Annotated in this window: 15 protein-coding genes; all 15 read left to right on the top strand. The window is 32.7% G+C overall.

The window, feature by feature from the left end:
* Nucleotides 1–40: 40 nt before the first annotated feature.
* The 15 genes from BKP45_RS06950 (at nt 41) to ptsG (ending at nt 15,915) form a co-directional block, all read left to right on the top strand.
* Nucleotides 41–1,792, top strand: coding sequence for a motility associated factor glycosyltransferase family protein (locus BKP45_RS06950; protein WP_084787670.1), 1,752 nt, complete (start codon nt 41–43; stop codon nt 1,790–1,792).
* Nucleotides 1,793–1,846: 54 nt separating this feature from the next.
* Nucleotides 1,847–2,209, top strand: a complete 363-nt coding sequence (locus BKP45_RS06955; protein WP_071388925.1) for a hypothetical protein — start codon at nt 1,847–1,849, stop codon at nt 2,207–2,209.
* A 3-nt stretch (nt 2,210–2,212) separates the two neighbouring features.
* Nucleotides 2,213–3,523, top strand: coding sequence for a motility associated factor glycosyltransferase family protein (locus BKP45_RS06960; RefSeq protein ID WP_071388926.1), 1,311 nt, complete (start codon nt 2,213–2,215; stop codon nt 3,521–3,523).
* A gap of 27 nt (nt 3,524–3,550) precedes the next feature.
* Nucleotides 3,551–4,549 carry an NAD-dependent 4,6-dehydratase LegB gene (locus tag BKP45_RS06965; protein ID WP_071388927.1) on the top strand — a complete coding sequence of 333 codons (999 nt, stop codon included), beginning with the start codon at nt 3,551–3,553 and terminating at the stop codon, nt 4,547–4,549.
* Entirely contained in the window at nt 4,546–5,709 is a 1,164-nt protein-coding gene (locus tag BKP45_RS06970; RefSeq protein WP_071388928.1) for a LegC family aminotransferase, read from the top strand. Before BKP45_RS06965 ends, BKP45_RS06970 begins: the two co-directional genes overlap by 4 nt.
* Entirely contained in the window at nt 5,710–6,864 is a 1,155-nt protein-coding gene (gene neuC, locus BKP45_RS06975; protein WP_071388929.1) for a UDP-N-acetylglucosamine 2-epimerase, read from the top strand. It abuts the gene before it with no gap.
* Between the two features lie 2 nt (nt 6,865–6,866).
* Nucleotides 6,867–7,943, top strand: coding sequence for an N-acetylneuraminate synthase (gene neuB / locus BKP45_RS06980; RefSeq protein WP_071388930.1), 1,077 nt, complete (start codon nt 6,867–6,869; stop codon nt 7,941–7,943).
* Nucleotide 7,944: 1 nt separating this feature from the next.
* Nucleotides 7,945–8,577 (top strand): acetyltransferase, encoded by a 633-nt coding sequence (locus BKP45_RS06985; protein WP_071388931.1) that lies wholly within the window; start codon nt 7,945–7,947, stop codon nt 8,575–8,577.
* Nucleotides 8,574–9,623 carry a nucleotidyltransferase family protein gene (locus tag BKP45_RS06990; protein WP_071388932.1) on the top strand — a complete coding sequence of 350 codons (1,050 nt, stop codon included), beginning with the start codon at nt 8,574–8,576 and terminating at the stop codon, nt 9,621–9,623. The genes BKP45_RS06985 and BKP45_RS06990 overlap by 4 nt, the downstream gene beginning before the upstream one ends.
* On the top strand, nt 9,620–10,336 hold the full coding sequence (locus BKP45_RS06995) for an acylneuraminate cytidylyltransferase family protein (RefSeq protein WP_071388933.1): 717 nt from the start codon (nt 9,620–9,622) through the stop codon (nt 10,334–10,336). The genes BKP45_RS06990 and BKP45_RS06995 overlap by 4 nt, the downstream gene beginning before the upstream one ends.
* 141 nt (nt 10,337–10,477) lie before the next feature.
* A complete protein-coding gene (gene flaG, locus BKP45_RS07000) occupies nt 10,478–10,831 on the top strand; it encodes a flagellar protein FlaG (RefSeq protein ID WP_071388934.1) in 354 nt (117 codons plus the stop codon).
* 14 nt (nt 10,832–10,845) lie between these two features.
* Complete coding sequence (gene fliD, locus BKP45_RS07005) at nt 10,846–12,345, top strand: flagellar filament capping protein FliD (protein WP_071388935.1); 1,500 nt, start codon at nt 10,846–10,848, stop codon at nt 12,343–12,345.
* A gap of 20 nt (nt 12,346–12,365) precedes the next feature.
* The gene (fliS, locus tag BKP45_RS07010) at nt 12,366–12,767 is read left to right on the top strand and encodes a flagellar export chaperone FliS (protein WP_071388936.1); all 402 of its coding nucleotides are present in this window, start codon (nt 12,366–12,368) and stop codon (nt 12,765–12,767) included.
* Entirely contained in the window at nt 12,760–13,113 is a 354-nt protein-coding gene (locus BKP45_RS07015; RefSeq protein WP_071388937.1) for a hypothetical protein, read from the top strand. Before fliS ends, BKP45_RS07015 begins: the two co-directional genes overlap by 8 nt.
* Nucleotides 13,114–13,923: 810 nt before the next feature.
* Nucleotides 13,924–15,915 carry a glucose-specific PTS transporter subunit IIBC gene (gene ptsG / locus BKP45_RS07020; RefSeq protein WP_071388938.1) on the top strand — a complete coding sequence of 664 codons (1,992 nt, stop codon included), beginning with the start codon at nt 13,924–13,926 and terminating at the stop codon, nt 15,913–15,915.
* Nucleotides 15,916–15,969: the final 54 nt, after the last annotated feature.

The following is a 15,969-nucleotide window of genomic DNA, read 5'->3' on the forward strand; positions in this document are numbered from 1 at the left end:
GCCTTTTCTAGGTTGCCTTTTTAAATAAGGAAGGGTAAATATGGAAACGGATAATGTTAGAAAAGATGAGGACTTTCCTTTTGATACAACTAATATTAATATAATTAAAAGTAAAAGAAGTCTATACTCTACAATAGAGATTAATGGTTTATTCTTACATAGCTCTTATAACCCAATAAAAGAAGCAAAAGCTTTTGCGGAAAAAGTATACAAGAAAAATCATTTGCATATTCTTTATGGCCTAGGCATGAGTTATTATGCTAAAGAGCTATATTCATTAATGGAAGAAGAAGATTCCTTGATAGTTATTGAGCCTAGTGAGGTAATTTTTAATTCCGTCAAAGAAAATATTAATCTTAGTTTTTTACAAGAAAATAATAATATCAGTTTATTTGTAGGGAGTAATATTGATGAATTAAGGAAAAGCATTGAAAAAGTTATAGGTAAGTTTTCTGGGAGAATTACGGTAGTTGAGTCTCCTAATTATTCGAAGTTATTTCCTAAACAATTGCATTCACTATATGAATTACTAAAGGAGCTTATATTTTTACAGGTAGTGAACCTTAATACAATAAATTTTTTCTCGAAGTATTGGCAAGAGAATTTTTTCTCAAACTTATTTGCAGCAAGAAATGCTACATATTTAAGTGATCTAATCGGTAGAATTTCTTGTCCAATAATTATTGCATCTGGTGGCCCTTCATTAACGAAGCAACTTCCTATCCTAAAAGAGTTTCAGAGTAAAGTTTTAATTTTATGCGCGGGTTCAACGATTAATTCTTTATTAAAAGGAGGAATCGAACCAGATATTATAGTTAGTGTAGACGGTGCACCAATAAATTTCAGTCATTATAATGATGTTGATATACATAAGTACCCACTTATGTATCCGTTTAAGGTACACAAGGATATACCCCGATATCATAAGGGGCCACAAATTGTATTTAATGATGATAGACTTGTAGCATCATTTATAAATAGCATTTTCAACAAAGATATAGGCTTTGTAAAAGCTGGAGCATCTGTAGCAAATTACTGTTTAGATATTGCCATTCAGCTAAGTTTTGGGCCGATTTGTTTTATTGGTCAAGATTTGGCCTATACAGATGGCATTACTCATGCATCAGGTAATCGTAGGATTAAAAAGGTTGATATGAGTAATGAAGAGAAGTATGTCAAGGTTAAAGGTTATTATGGAAATGAGGTTTATACAGATTATCCTTTCTTATCAATGAAATATCAGTTTGAAAAGTATTTAGAGTTATTTAAAGAAGAAAGAAATGTATTTAATGCTACAGAAGGTGGGATTTATATTAAAGGTACTGATAACATAACCTTTAATGATTTTTGTCAAAAGTATTGTGATAGTGATTATAGTGTGGAAATTAAAAATCTTTTCAATAAAAAATCAAGTATTAATCTAATTGAATTTAAACAAAAAATCAAACAAGAAATTAAAAACATAAAAAAAATAACTGAAATTTGCAAGGGTGCAATAAAGAAAATAAATAATTATAAAGAAATTGATTCTCATTTAATTGATGATTTAAATAAATACGATAAAGAACTTTATAAGCTACTTGAATCTGAGTTAATGTATTATTTATTCCAACCAATTGTTATCCGCATTTATAATAACTTACTAAGCCCACATACTGAAACTGAACAAGAACGAGAAAAACGGATCATGTTGCTGTCAAAGGGGCTTTATAAAGATATATTAGAAGCAAGCAAGAAGTCTCAAAAATGGTTAGAGGAGTTATTTAGAGAGATAGAAGCTGAAGTTGGTTAAATGAAAGCAGCTTGAACTTTTAAAATAATAATTATCAAAGGAGAGAAACAGAAAGTGGAGATAAATATTAAAGAAATATTAGAAACTTTAAAAGAATATTTACCTAAACTAGTTGGTGCCTCTGAAGAAATAGCAAGCCAATTACAAAGTGGGAAAGATGTAGAAGCGATAGAATTATTACAACAATTTTTAGAGGGGTTAAATTGGGTTGTTTCTGTATTTATTCATCTTAAAAAAATTGGGTATGATTTAGGTTTAAATAGTGAGCAGCTTAATGAGTTTTTAATTCAGATAGAAAAAGCGTTGATATCAAAGGACAATGTCTTGATAGCTGACTTATTCGAATATGAAATTTCTCCAATCTTATCATTATGGTTAGAGAAAGTAGAAAATAACTTGAATAAGGAATTTTCTTAAATAATGAAATGGGAATTAATTGAAACTTCTACAAGTGATTATTCGATTAAACTTATAATGGATAATAGTGATGAACTATATTTGAATAGTCGGTATAATCCCTTAAAAGAAGCGAAAAGATGGGTAGAAGGTATAAAATTAACTTCATTACCTAAGAAGTTTATAATTGTAGGTATGGGGGCTGGGTATCATATTAGGGAACTTCATTTAAGATATCCTAACATTGAAATTGAAGTATGGGATTTTAATAATGATTTTGCTAACTGGATTAAAAGTTCAAAAACTTTAGAATTAATAGGAATCGACTTAGAATTTATAAAATATCATTCTACAGAAAATAAAGGTGAAATAAATAAAGAATTTATTCCATTTATAAATGATGATGGTATTCAATTTTTAATTTATAAACCAGCATTGAACTTGATTCCTCCAAACCTTTCTTTAGTTAAGGAAGCTTTAAATGATTTAATATTACTCAAACAAAATAGTTTAGCAAGAGAAGAGCTATTATCGAGGAACATAAAAAGCAATCTATCGTTAGAAGATAAGGGAGTGGTAGGTTGGATAAATCAATTTTCTGATCAACCAATAATTTTGGTATCAGCAGGCCCTTCGCTAACGAAACAGTTACCTTTATTACAAGAGCTTTCCCAAAAAAATAATATTCAAATTGCCTGTGTAGGGACAGCTTTGATACCTCTCACGAAGTTTGGAATCAAACCAAATTTAGTGATGATTTCTGATCCTACTATAAAAATAAAAGAACAATTTATTGGTGTTAATACTTTAGATATTCCACTATTTTATTTATCTACAGCAAATTATGAAGCTGTCAACCAATATAAAGGTGATAGATATATTGTATGGCAAAAGGATTATTTAGAAGCTGAAAGACAGGCTGAGATTAGAAATGAACCTACTATTCGGACTGGTGGTTCAGTGGCGACTTGCTTATTAGATTTGCTAGTAAAAATGGGAAGTAATCCTATTGCATTAGTTGGTCAGGATTTGGCATTCACAAACGGTATTAGCCATGCAAAAGGTACACATAATTGCAAACCTATATTTAATGTTTCAAATAAAGTTCCTAATTTTAATCAAACTGATTTAATTAATACCTCTGCTAGTTTAAATTCTTTTAGAAAATGGTTTGAGAGGTATGTAGCAATTACCGGAAACGAAAATCAGTTTTGGAATTGTACAGAAGGTGGGGCTTATATAAAGGGCTGGAAGCATTGTTCGCTATTGGAATTTATTGAATTTGTAACTGCAAATAAAGCAAAACAATTAAAATTTTTTAATAAAGAAGTTTAATATTATAAATAAAAGGGATTGGTTAATTTGAAAAATATATTAGTAACTGGCGCGGATGGCTTTATTGGCTCCCATCTAACTGAAGAACTAATTCGTCAAGGTTATAATGTTAAACCTTTTGTCTATTATAATTCTTTTAACTCATGGGGATGGTTAGACCATGCTCCAAATGAAATAAAACAAAATCTAGATGTTTTTACAGGTGATATACGGGATCCTTATGGAGTTAAAACAGCAATGAAGGGTTGTGATACAGTTCTTCATTTAGCGGCTTTAATTGCAATTCCTTACTCTTATCATTCACCTGATACCTATGTTGATACAAATATTAAAGGAACGCTTAACATTTTACAGGCGGCACGCGAACTTGGAATTGAAAAACTTGTTCATACATCGACTAGTGAGGTATACGGTACAGCGCAATTTGTCCCAATAACTGAACAACATCCATTACAAGGACAATCACCATATTCAGCTTCAAAAATTGGAGCAGATCAAATGGCAATTTCCTTTTACAACTCCTTTGATTTACCTGTTTCAATCATTCGTCCTTTTAATACTTATGGTCCTAGGCAATCTGCTAGAGCTGTTATTCCAACAATTATCTCTCAAATAGCAGCTGGCAAAAGAAGAATAAAATTAGGAGCAATACATCCAACACGTGATTTTAACTATATAAAAGATACGGTAACTGGATTTATTTCTATAGCGGAATCTCCGAAATCAATTGGTGAAGTAATTAATGTCGGTAGTAACTTTGAGGTATCAATAGGTGAAACTGTTCAAATAATAGCAGAAGCTATGGGAGTGGAAGTTGAAATTGAAACGGATGACATTAGAATTAGACCTGAAAAAAGTGAAGTTGAACGTCTATGGGCGGATAATTCAAAAGCTAAAAAGTTATTAAATTGGGAAACGAGTTATAGTGGTAGAGACGGATTTAAGAGGGGATTGAAAGAAACAGCAGAATGGTTTACCAATCCTGAAAACTTAAAAGGATACAAGGCGGATGTGTATAATATATGATTTTAGAGCAGCAAATCCTAAAAACACTACAATCAGTATTGCCTACCAGTGAATTTACTCCATTACATGAGCCTACATTTCAAGGAAATGAGTGGAATTATGTTAAAGATTGCCTTGATTCTACATTTGTATCTTCAGTTGGAAAGTATGTCGATCTATTTGAAGAAAGGCTTGCAGAATTTACGGGAGTAAAAAGAGCAGTAGCAGTTGTAAATGGAACAGCAGCATTACATATTGCTTTGAAAATTGTTGGCGTTGAAAAAGACGATGAGGTACTTATACCATCTCTTACTTTTGTAGCTACCGCTAATGCTGTTTCATATTCATCTGCTATACCTCATTTTGTTGATTCTGAAGAAAAAACATTAGGGTTAGATCCTTATAAATTAGATCTTTATCTAAAAGAAATTGGCCAAGTCACTTCTGATGGGTGTATTAATAAGCTTACGGGTCGAAGAATTAAAGCAGTTGTTCCAATGCATACCTTTGGTCACCCTGTTGATATTGATCCGTTACTTGAAGTTTGTAGGAAATACAAACTTGTATTAATTGAAGATGCTGCAGAATCGCTAGGATCTTATTATAAAGGGAAACATACAGGAAGCTTTGGTAAAGTTGCAGCATTAAGTTTTAATGGTAATAAAATAATCACTACAGGCGGTGGTGGAGCTATATTAACTAACGATGATAATCTTGCAAACTATGCGAAGCATCTTACAACTACTGCAAAGGTTCCTCATCAATGGGAATATATTCATGATGAAGTTGGATATAACTACAGAATGCCTAATTTAAATGCAGCTTTAGGATGTGCTCAACTTGAAGCATTACCTAAGTATATAAAAAGCAAACGGGAATTAGCTCAAAAATATAAAACGGCATTTAACACCGTTCAAGGGGTAAACTTTTTTCAGGAGCCTTCTTTTGCAAAAAGTAATTATTGGTTAAATGTTGTGGTTCTTTCAAGGGAATTGATTTTAAATAGAGAATCGATCCTGGAGGTATTAAATAATAACGGTATTATGTCAAGACCAGTTTGGATGCCATTGCATAAGCTTAGTATGTATAGTCAGTGTCCAAGAATGGATTTGGACGGTGTTGATGATCTTGAGAAAAGGATTATTAATATACCAAGTAGTTCTTTGTTGGGGGAGTTTTAAATGAATAAGAGTCGTGTTTGTGTTGTTACAGGTACAAGAGCGGATTATGGACTTTTATACTGGTTAATGAAGGGGATTCAAACAGATAAAGAACTTGAACTACAAATTATTGTAACAGGGATGCATTTATCACCAGAATTTGGATTAACATACAAAATGATCGAAGAAGATGGATTTATAATAGATGAAAAGGTTGAAATGTTACTATCTAGTGATACAGCTGTTGGTATAGCTAAGTCTATTGGATTAGGAGTAATTGGCTTTGCGGATACGTTTGAAAGACTAAAACCAGATATTCTAGTTGTTTTAGGAGACAGATATGAAATTTTAGCTGCTGCACAAGCTGCAATGGTAGCTAAAATTCCAATAGCGCATATTGCTGGTGGTGACACTACAGAGGGTGCATTTGATGAAGCAATCCGCCATAGCTTAACAAAAATGTCTCATCTTCACTTTGTAACCAATGAAGCTTCACTAAAAAGGGTTAGACAATTAGGAGAAAATCCGAAATGCATTTTTAATGTGGGTAGTCCTGGGATTGACTTTATAAATAAAATGAAAATAATGTCAAAAGAAAGCTTGGAGGATAGCTTAAAAATAAAACTACAGAAAAAAAATATTTTAGTTACATTTCATCCGTCTACTTTAGATAGGCTAACTCCTAAAGAACAAATAGGTGAAGTTTTAGATGCTATAGATTTGATTGATGAAAACATAGGGATTATCTTTACAAAACCAAATGCGGATAATGGTGGTCATACGATTATAGAAAAGATAGAATTATTTGCTAAAAGAAAAAGTAATGTAAATGTCTTTTCTTCCTTAGGACAAATAAGGTATTTAAGTATGTTGAAATATGTCGATGTAGTTGTAGGGAACTCTTCAAGTGGCTTGTATGAGGTTCCGTCATTCAAAAAACCAACTGTTAATATTGGGGACAGACAAAAAGGAAGATTGCAAGCTAGTTCTGTTATTGGTTGCGCTGTAAATAAAATAGCAATAGTAAAAGCAATTAATAAAGCATTTGCAATGGATTGCTCAAATACTGTAAATCCATACGGTAATGGGAAAAGTTCTGAAAAGATGATAAGTGTACTTAAAGAATTAAAAGATTACACAGACCTCTTACAAAAACATTTTTTTGAGGTGAAGTAAATATGATTAATAAGACTTATATAATTGCTGAAGCAGGTGTAAATCATAATGGTTCAATTGAGTTGGCTAAGCAATTAATAGATATTGCCAAAGATTCAGGAGCAGATGCCATTAAATTTCAAACCTTTAAGGCGGAAAACCTAGTTAGTAAAAATACGCCAAAAGCTGATTATCAAAAAAGGCAAACTGGTGAGGCTGAATCACAATATGAAATGCTTAAAAAATTGGAATTGGGTATAGATGAACACAAAGTATTAACAAATTATTGTCGAGAGAAAAGTATTGAGTTTTTATCAACCCCTTTTGACTATGAAAGTTTAGATTTACTCGTAAATGATTTTCATATTTCAAAGCTAAAAGTCCCTTCAGGGGAAATTACAAATGCTCCGTTACTGTTAAAAATGGCACGTACTGATAAACCGATTATTTTATCGACAGGGATGAGTACTCTTGGAGATATTGAAAATGCATTATCTATTATTTCGTTTGGTTATTTAAATAAAAATGGTACTCCTACTTTTGAAACATTAAGACAAGCCTTTTATTCTGAAGAAGGTCAAATGGTTATTAAAGAGAAAGTGATCCTACTTCATTGCACTACCGAATATCCAACACCTTTTGAAGATGTGAATTTACTAGCATTAACTACATTAAAGACATCATTTGGGCTCCAAGTAGGTTTATCTGATCACACGATGGGTATATCGGTGCCAATTGCAGCAGTCGCTATAGGTGCAGTCGTCGTTGAAAAGCACGTTACTGTTGATCGGACATTACCAGGACCAGACCATAAAGCATCTCTTGAACCTAATGAATTAAAAGAGATGGTTAAATCAATTCGAGAAGTTGAACAGGCTATAGGATCTCCTATTAAAAAGCCAGCACCTTCTGAATTAAAAAATATGAACGTAGCGAGAAAAAGTATTGTTGCTAATTGTAATATTTCTGGAGGAGAGGCTTTTAATGAAAAGAATATTACAGTCAAAAGGCCAGGTAATGGAATTTCACCAATATATTATTGGGAAATGCTAGGTAAAAAAGCTACAAGAAACTTTAAGAAAGATGAAGAGATTAATTAATATGTCTAAACCAGTTATTATTATTGGTGGTGGTGGGCATTCAAAGGTTCTTCAGGACATATTAAAACTTATTAATAGAGAAATAATTGGTATCACAGAACAGTCCTATGAAAAAGAAGAGAGTAATGGTATTAAAATAATAGGAAATGATGAATTAATTTTTAAATATAAAGCTAGCGAAATAGAATTAGTAAATGCGATTGGGTCTATTCCATTTACTAATAAAAGAAAACTGATTTTTACCAAATTTAAAGAAAATGGTTATAGTTTTGCTACTATAATTCATCCTTCATCTATAATTGCATCTGATACTGAGTTTGAAGAAGGAGTTCAGATAATGGCTGGTGTTATTGTGCAGCCAGGGACAAAAGTTGGATATAATACAATATTAAACACTAAATCATCTATTGATCATGATTGTAAAATTGGATCCCACACTCATATAGCACCAGGAGTTACCTTATCTGGGAATGTCACAATCGAAGAAGATGTCCATGTTGGTACAAGTGCCTGTATTATTCAAGGTGTAACAATTGGAAGAGGTACGACAATTGGAGCAGGTTCAGTTGTTTTAAAAAGTATAAGTAAGAATTCAAAAGTAGTAGGAAATCCTGCTCGGGAGGTACGCAAATGAAGAACTGGCAACAAATATTAATACCGCCTGAAACTACAATTATTGAAACTTTAAAAGTAATAGATCAAAGTGCAATGCAAATCGCACTAGTAGTTGATCATAAAAATAAGTTACTTGGAACAGTTACTGATGGTGATGTAAGAAGAGGAATTTTAAATAAGGTAAATTTAGATGAGACAATTGATAAGATAATGAATAAAACTCCTTTTAAAGCTTCAACTAGTGATACATCTCTTCAAATAACAGCCCTTATGACAACAAATAGTTTAAAGCAAGTTCCGATAGTCGATCATCAGGGTACTATTGTCGATTTGAAGACTTTCCAAGAATATTTCATTCATAATAAAAAAGAAAATCCGGTAGTTTTAATGGCTGGTGGACTCGGAACAAGGCTTCAACCCTTGACTAAGGATACTCCAAAGCCATTATTAAAAGTTGGTGATAAACCTATCTTAGAAACTATCCTAGAAACATTTATTGAATATAATTTCTGTAATTTCTACATTTCAGTAAATTATAAATCAGAATTAATCAAAAACTATTTTGGTGACGGGTCAAAATGGGGAGTTTCAATTAATTATATTGATGAAACAAAAAAACTAGGTACTGCGGGTGCGTTATCTTTATTAAAAACAAACTCCACATTACCGTTTATAGTGATGAACGGAGATTTATTAACTAAAGTTAATTTTGAACAACTACTAGAATTTCATCAGGAACATGATTCAATAGCTACAATGTGTGTAAGAGAATACCATCACCAAGTGCCATATGGAGTTATTCAGTGTGATAATCATGTGTTAACTGCAATTGAAGAAAAACCGACGCAAAGGTTTTTTGTGAATGCTGGAATATACGTTTTAAATCAAAGCATTTTATCATTAATACCCCATAACGAATTTTATGATATGCCTATTCTTTTTCAAAAAGTAATAGATTCTAATCAAAATACAAGTGTTTTTCCTATTAGAGAATATTGGTTGGATATAGGGAGAATGAGCGATTTTGAAAAAGCAAATATTGAGTTTTCGGAGGTATTCAAATGATAAATGCCCTATCTGTATTAGCAATAATACCAGCTCGTGGTGGTTCAAAAGGAGTTCCTAGAAAAAATATTAAAAATTTAGCAGGGAAACCATTAATTGGTTGGACAATAGATGAAGCAAAAAAATCTAAATTTATAGATAAAATAGTATTAAGTTCAGATGACCAGGAAATTATTTCGATTGCAGAACAACTTGGTTGCTATGTACCATTTATTCGTCCAAAAGAATTATCTAGTGATGATACACCGGGGATTGAACCAGTCTTACATGCGATCGAAAAGTTACCTGAATATGATGTTGTAGTATTATTACAACCAACATCTCCACTAAGGTTAGCTGCCGATATTGATCAGTGCATAATTGAGTATATAGGAAATGACTGTAATGCATGTGTATCAGTTACAGAAGTTGATAAAACACCATATTGGATGTACAAAGTAAACCAAAAAGGGTCATTGGAGCCACTTTTAGAAAATAGAAGCGTGTTACGACGACAAGATGCTCCTAAATTTTATTCATTAAATGGTGCTATATATGTGTCTAGTAAAGAAAATATAAAAGCAGAAAGAACATTTTTAACGGATAAAACAAGGGCATATATTATGCCTAAAGAACGCTCTTTTGATATTGACACCCAAGAAGATTTTTTATTATGTGAAATGATTTTAAAAAAAGCTTGTCATAGTAAAAGCCTACCAGTTGATATTATCTAATAAAATTTATCTCTTAATTAAGTATTCTCCCTTTTCAAATTAAATGTAATGCAATGTTTCAGCCTTGTTTCAATTAATTCTTAAGATTAAATTAATCTCAACCGATATAATAAAAAAGAATAATTGAGAGGGGCTTATAAAATGGAAATTGGGCGCTCGTATACATTTAGTTCAACTTCTATACAACAACCGAGAATGGAACTCACAAATCAATCAGATACTGAGCATTTGAAGGACAGGACCGAGGAAGTACCAAATATAAAAAAAGCTGACGTAACCGATGTGCAGAAAAAAATCGACGGTGTTAATCAATTTTTAAAGTCTTCTAACACAAACCTTCAGTTTAATTTGCATGAAGGTTTAAAAGAGTACTATATTACGATCGTTGACGAAGACACAAAGGAAGTAATTAAAGAACTCCCACCAAAGAAACTACTAGATTTTTATGCGGCAATGGTTGAATCAATAGGTCTCTTTATCGACAAAAAGATTTAAAGGTGGTGCTATAAATGAGAATTGGTGGTATTGCAAGTGGAATCGATACGGAAACAATTATTCGTGATTTAATGAGGGTAGAACGTTTGCCACTTGATCGCTTTTTTCAACGCAAACAAACACTTGAGTGGCAGAGAGATGCTCAACGTGAAATGAATTTACTATTAAAGAATTTAGACGATTCTGCAACAGGAATTCGACTGCGTTCATCGTTAAATACAAGACAAACATCGGTTTCAGATAGTAGTATACTAACGGCAACGGCTAATGCTTCTGTAAGAAATGGTACTTATGATTTTAATGTAACTAGTATAGCAAAGACAGAGAAACATATGAGTCAGAATAACATTGTTACTGATACTGCTGAGAAACTTAATTTAACAACATCTTTTAAATCTCAAATAGCAGTTTCTGATAATGCATTTGAAATTAATGGGGAAAGTTTCACAGTAGATGATAAGTCATTAAATGACATTCTTAAAGAGATTAATACAAGGGAAGGTTTAGAAGTTCGTGCACATTATGATTCGGTCTTTGATAGAGTTGTCATTGAGACAACCAAAACGGGCATTCATAAGACGGATGGAACTTTGGAAATAGAGCTAAGTGGTGAATTCTTCTCTAAAATAAACATTAATGATGTAAATAATCCATTTCAAAATGCAGCTAATGCTGAATTTACTTATAAGGACAATGCAACTGCTCTTACTACAGATCCGATTATTTCAAAGGGAAATAGAAATACAGTTGGAGGAATAACTGTAAATTTACAAAATACAGGGACGACAACTGTTACTGTAACTAGCAATACAGATGACGCTTTTGATAAAATTAAAAGTTTTGTAGATAAATATAATGAGTCGATTGATATTATACAAGGTAAACTTAATGAGCCAACCCATCGTGGTTTTCCACCTTTAACAGATGAACAAAGAAATGAATTGTCAGAAAGGGAAGCGGAGTTATGGGATGAAAAGGCAAAAAGTGGGCTGTTACGTAGGGATCAAAACTTAGCAAGTACTCTTAATCGAATGCGTTCTGATTTATACACGCCCGTTTCTACTTCAGGGCAATTTAACCAATTAGCACAAATCGGTATTACAACAACGAGTAACTTTCGAGATGGTGGGAAATTAGAAATTGATGAAACGAAACTCCGTGCTGCCTTAGCAGATGATCCTGATTCAGTTCATCAATTACTAAATAATGTCGCTGAAAGTGGTGCAACTAGTCAAGAAAAGTATGAGCAAACTGGTTTAGTTGGTCGATTAAGATCCTCAATTAGTAACTCAATCAGAAATATCGTTTCACGTGCAGGTAACGAAAACCGTACTGAACAACAGTTTACCATTGGTAGAGAAATGGTTAATGTAGATCAGCAAATAGACCGTTATCAAAGACGGTTAGCGGATATAGAAAATCGTTATTGGGCCCAATTTACAGCTATGGAGAAAGCGATGAATCAAGCGAATGCTCAAGGGATGGCCTTTTTGCAACAATTGGGAGGATTCTAAACAGTTGAAAGGATGTTTTAATAGTGATACAAACAGCTAATCAAGCATATCAAAAAAATAAATTTGATACGGCGTCACCGGGTGAATTAACATTAATGCTTTATAACGGTTGTTTAAAGTTTATTAAACTATCAAAAGAAGCAATTAGTAATAATCAAGTAGAAACAAGGAATGTTAATTTGATAAAGGCACAAAATGTTATTCGTGAATTAATGGTGACCTTAAAAGTTGAAACAGAAGTTGGAAAAAACATGTTACAGATGTATGACTATATTTTACATCATTTAACTGAAGCTAATATTAATAATGATATAAAGGCATTAGAAGAAGCGGAGCAATATGTCATTCAATTTCGTGATACATGGAAAGAAGTCATCATGATTAACCGTAAAAGACAACATGGTGGTGGAGGACGTGCTTGATCTATTAAATAAAATTGATCAAGTCAACATGATTCTTTTATCCCATTTAAATCTAGCTCTTCCAAAAGATGAAACGGATTACTATATTCAGCAGTTGGAAAACTTACTTGCAACTCGTGAGGAACTAATAAAAGGTGTAAAAGAAGCTCAAACCGCTGAGGAAAAACATCTTGGAGATAAGATTATTAAGGATAATAAAAAAATAAATCAACTACTAGTTCAGAAAACCCAACAACTGAAGAGAGAAATTAACCTGTTTAATACAAAAAAGAAACATAATCAACGATATGAAAATCCTTATCAAGATACATCAGTGGATGGAATTTTCATTGATAAGAAAAATTAATTCCTTCCCTATCAGCTTGTTAAGGTGGTTGGTCTACATCGATCAAAAAAAGTGGCTATCTTAAATTAATTTTTGGAGTAATCAATTATGGTTACTCTTTTTAATACTTCTCGAGAACAACCTAAACAATACACCCGAAAACCTACAAGCAACTTAATCGTTATTCGTAACTTATCCATCAACTAATTATCATAATAGAACAGTCATTTAATATTACTATTGAGGCTAGTTCGTTACTTGCGTTTTACAATGGAACGTGTAAAAACAGGTGAAAAATTAGATGGACCACTAGAATTTAAAAAAAGTATTGCAAAAAGAATATCCGTTGTGCTAAAATCTATTTATGAAAGCGGTTAAAGTAATGCGACAATCTTTAAAGCAACCTGTATTTGAAGCAGAAGCTGTATATTTAAACATTCATTTGCGAAGGCTTACAAATAAAAGTGAATAATGTATAGTTCTACTTCTTTACGTGTAACTAATTCGATTAGGCATAAGTAGAGAAAGAGGGATGCAAAATGAGCTTATGAAAATAAGTTCATCTGTATCGGAAATCTCTTTTTTTACTATGTCTTTTTCTGTGCCTTATAAGAAAACGCTTACTTTTACTAAAACTTTATAATTAGTTTATCTTTACGTGTAACTGATACGATCAGGCATAAGTGAAGAAAGCTGCAAGGGTACTAGTAATCTAGTTGATCAAGATTACTATACCACATCACCATACTTGCACTTTTTTCTCTTATGTCTGTTTTTTTATTTCACAAATTGGTAAACAAAAACCTAAAAATTTTTGAGAGGAGCATTTATATGTTTAAAAATTTATTTGGAACACTTCAAAAAGTAGGTAAAGCGTTAATGTTACCAGTAGCCCTTCTTCCTGCAGCAGGTATTTTACTTGCATTTGGTAATGCTTTGCAAAACCCGCAGTTAACAGATCGTATGCCGTTCTTAGAGGCAGGATGGATTGTGTTAATTGCTCAAGTTATGGAGCAAGCAGGTGGAATTGTTTTTGGTAACCTCGCTTTATTATTCGCGGTGGGGGTTGCTGTTGGACTAGCTGGTGGTGACGGTGTTGCTGGACTTGCAGCTATCATTGGTTACTTAATCATGAATGTTACAATGGGAACTTATTTAGGAATTACACCAGAGCAACTTGCAGATCCTGCTTTTGCAAATGTATTGGGTATTCCAACAATGCAAACAGGAGTATTTGGTGGTATTATCGTTGGTATTTTAGCTTCTTTTATGTACAAAAAGTATTACAATATCGAATTACCTTCATATTTAGGATTTTTTGCTGGTAAACGTTTCGTTCCGATTATTACGGCGGCATCTGCTGTTGTATTAGGGGTTGCAATGGTTTACATTTGGGGTCCAATTCAAAGTGGATTAAATGCTTTCTCTCACAGTATGATTGACTCAAATTTAACAGTAGCAGCATTCATTTTTGGTATTATTGAACGTGCTTTAATTCCATTTGGTTTACACCATATTTTCTATTCACCATTTTGGTTTGAGTTTGGTCAATATGTAGATGTAGCTGGAAACGTGGCTCGAGGAGATCAACAAATATTCTTTGCACAAATGAGAGATGGCGTGGAATTTACAGCAGGAACGTTCATGACTGGTAAGTTTCCATTTATGATGTTTGGTCTACCTGCAGCAGCACTAGCTATTTATCATTGTGCTAAGCCTGAAAACAAAAAGTATGTAGCAGGTATTATGGGGTCTGCGGCATTAACTTCATTTTTAACAGGTATTACTGAGCCAATCGAGTTTGCGTTTTTATTCGTAGCACCAATTCTATTTGCTATTCACGCAGTGTTTGCAGGTTTTTCATTTATGCTTATGCATATTTTAAATGTTAAAATTGGAATGACATTCTCTGGTGGTATTATTGACTTTTTACTTTTTGGAGTTCTTCCAAACCGTACGGATTGGTGGTTAGTTATTCCTGTAGGTTTAGTTTTCTCAGTTGTTTATTATTTCGGGTTCCGTTTTGCTATTCAAAAGTTTAATTTAAAAACGCCAGGTCGCGAAGATGAAAATGTTGATGCACAAGCAAACGGTGGAAAAGTCGATGAGTTACCGATTAAAGTTTTAGAAGCTATGGGTGGAAAAGAAAACTTAGATCATTTAGATGCTTGTATTACTCGTTTACGTGTTTCTGTAAAAGATATTAAAAAAGTAAATAAAGATGAGTTGAAAAAAATAGGGGCAGCAGGTGTACTTGAAGTAGGAAACAACATTCAAGCTATTTTTGGACCAAGGTCTGAAAATATTAAAGGCCAAATTGAAGATATTATTTCTGGTAGAACGTCGGTTAAACAAGAAGAACAACCAACGAAAGTTGTAAAAAGTACGACAGTAAATGAAACGTATCTTTCACCGATGAAAGGTAAACTTTTACCAATTTCTGAGGTGCCTGATCAAGTATTCTCGCAAAAAATGATGGGTGATGGATTTGCCATCTTACCGAACAGTGGAGATGTAGTAGCTCCTGTTAATGCAAAAGTTGTTAATGTATTCCCTACTAAACATGCGATCGGTTTAGAAACAGAAGGTGGAAAAGAAATTATTATTCATGTGGGAATCGACACAGTAAATTTAAAAGGGCAAGGCTTTGAAGTAGTTGTTAAAGCTGGAGATGTTGTTAAACAAGGTCAATTGTTAATGAAAGTTGACTTAAAATATATCAAAAAACACGCTTCTTCCATTGTTACACCAGTTGTATTTGCGAATCTAGCAGCAGGTGAAACGGTTTCACTGGAAGGAAAAACAATTAAAATCACAAATTAATATTTGTAAAAGGTCTGGTGCTAACGGTACCAGACCTTTTTAAATTTAAACCCT

The sequence above is a fragment of the Anaerobacillus alkalidiazotrophicus genome, assembly GCF_001866055.1.

What these genes read in the sequence shown, in the direction of transcription:
- fliD (WP_071388935.1), top strand. Translation starts at nt 10,846, where the DNA reads ATGAGAATTGGTGGTATTGCAAGTGGAATCGATACGGAAACAATTATT.
- neuC (WP_071388929.1), top strand. Translation starts at nt 5,710, where the DNA reads ATGAATAAGAGTCGTGTTTGTGTTGTTACAGGTACAAGAGCGGATTAT.
- BKP45_RS06985 (WP_071388931.1), top strand. Translation starts at nt 7,945, where the DNA reads ATGTCTAAACCAGTTATTATTATTGGTGGTGGTGGGCATTCAAAGGTT.
- neuB (WP_071388930.1), top strand. Translation starts at nt 6,867, where the DNA reads ATGATTAATAAGACTTATATAATTGCTGAAGCAGGTGTAAATCATAAT.
- BKP45_RS06970 (WP_071388928.1), top strand. Translation starts at nt 4,546, where the DNA reads ATGATTTTAGAGCAGCAAATCCTAAAAACACTACAATCAGTATTGCCT.
- BKP45_RS06950 (WP_084787670.1), top strand. Translation starts at nt 41, where the DNA reads ATGGAAACGGATAATGTTAGAAAAGATGAGGACTTTCCTTTTGATACA.
- ptsG (WP_071388938.1), top strand. Translation starts at nt 13,924, where the DNA reads ATGTTTAAAAATTTATTTGGAACACTTCAAAAAGTAGGTAAAGCGTTA.
- BKP45_RS06990 (WP_071388932.1), top strand. Translation starts at nt 8,574, where the DNA reads ATGAAGAACTGGCAACAAATATTAATACCGCCTGAAACTACAATTATT.
- flaG (WP_071388934.1), top strand. Translation starts at nt 10,478, where the DNA reads ATGGAAATTGGGCGCTCGTATACATTTAGTTCAACTTCTATACAACAA.
- BKP45_RS06995 (WP_071388933.1), top strand. Translation starts at nt 9,620, where the DNA reads ATGATAAATGCCCTATCTGTATTAGCAATAATACCAGCTCGTGGTGGT.
- BKP45_RS06960 (WP_071388926.1), top strand. Translation starts at nt 2,213, where the DNA reads ATGAAATGGGAATTAATTGAAACTTCTACAAGTGATTATTCGATTAAA.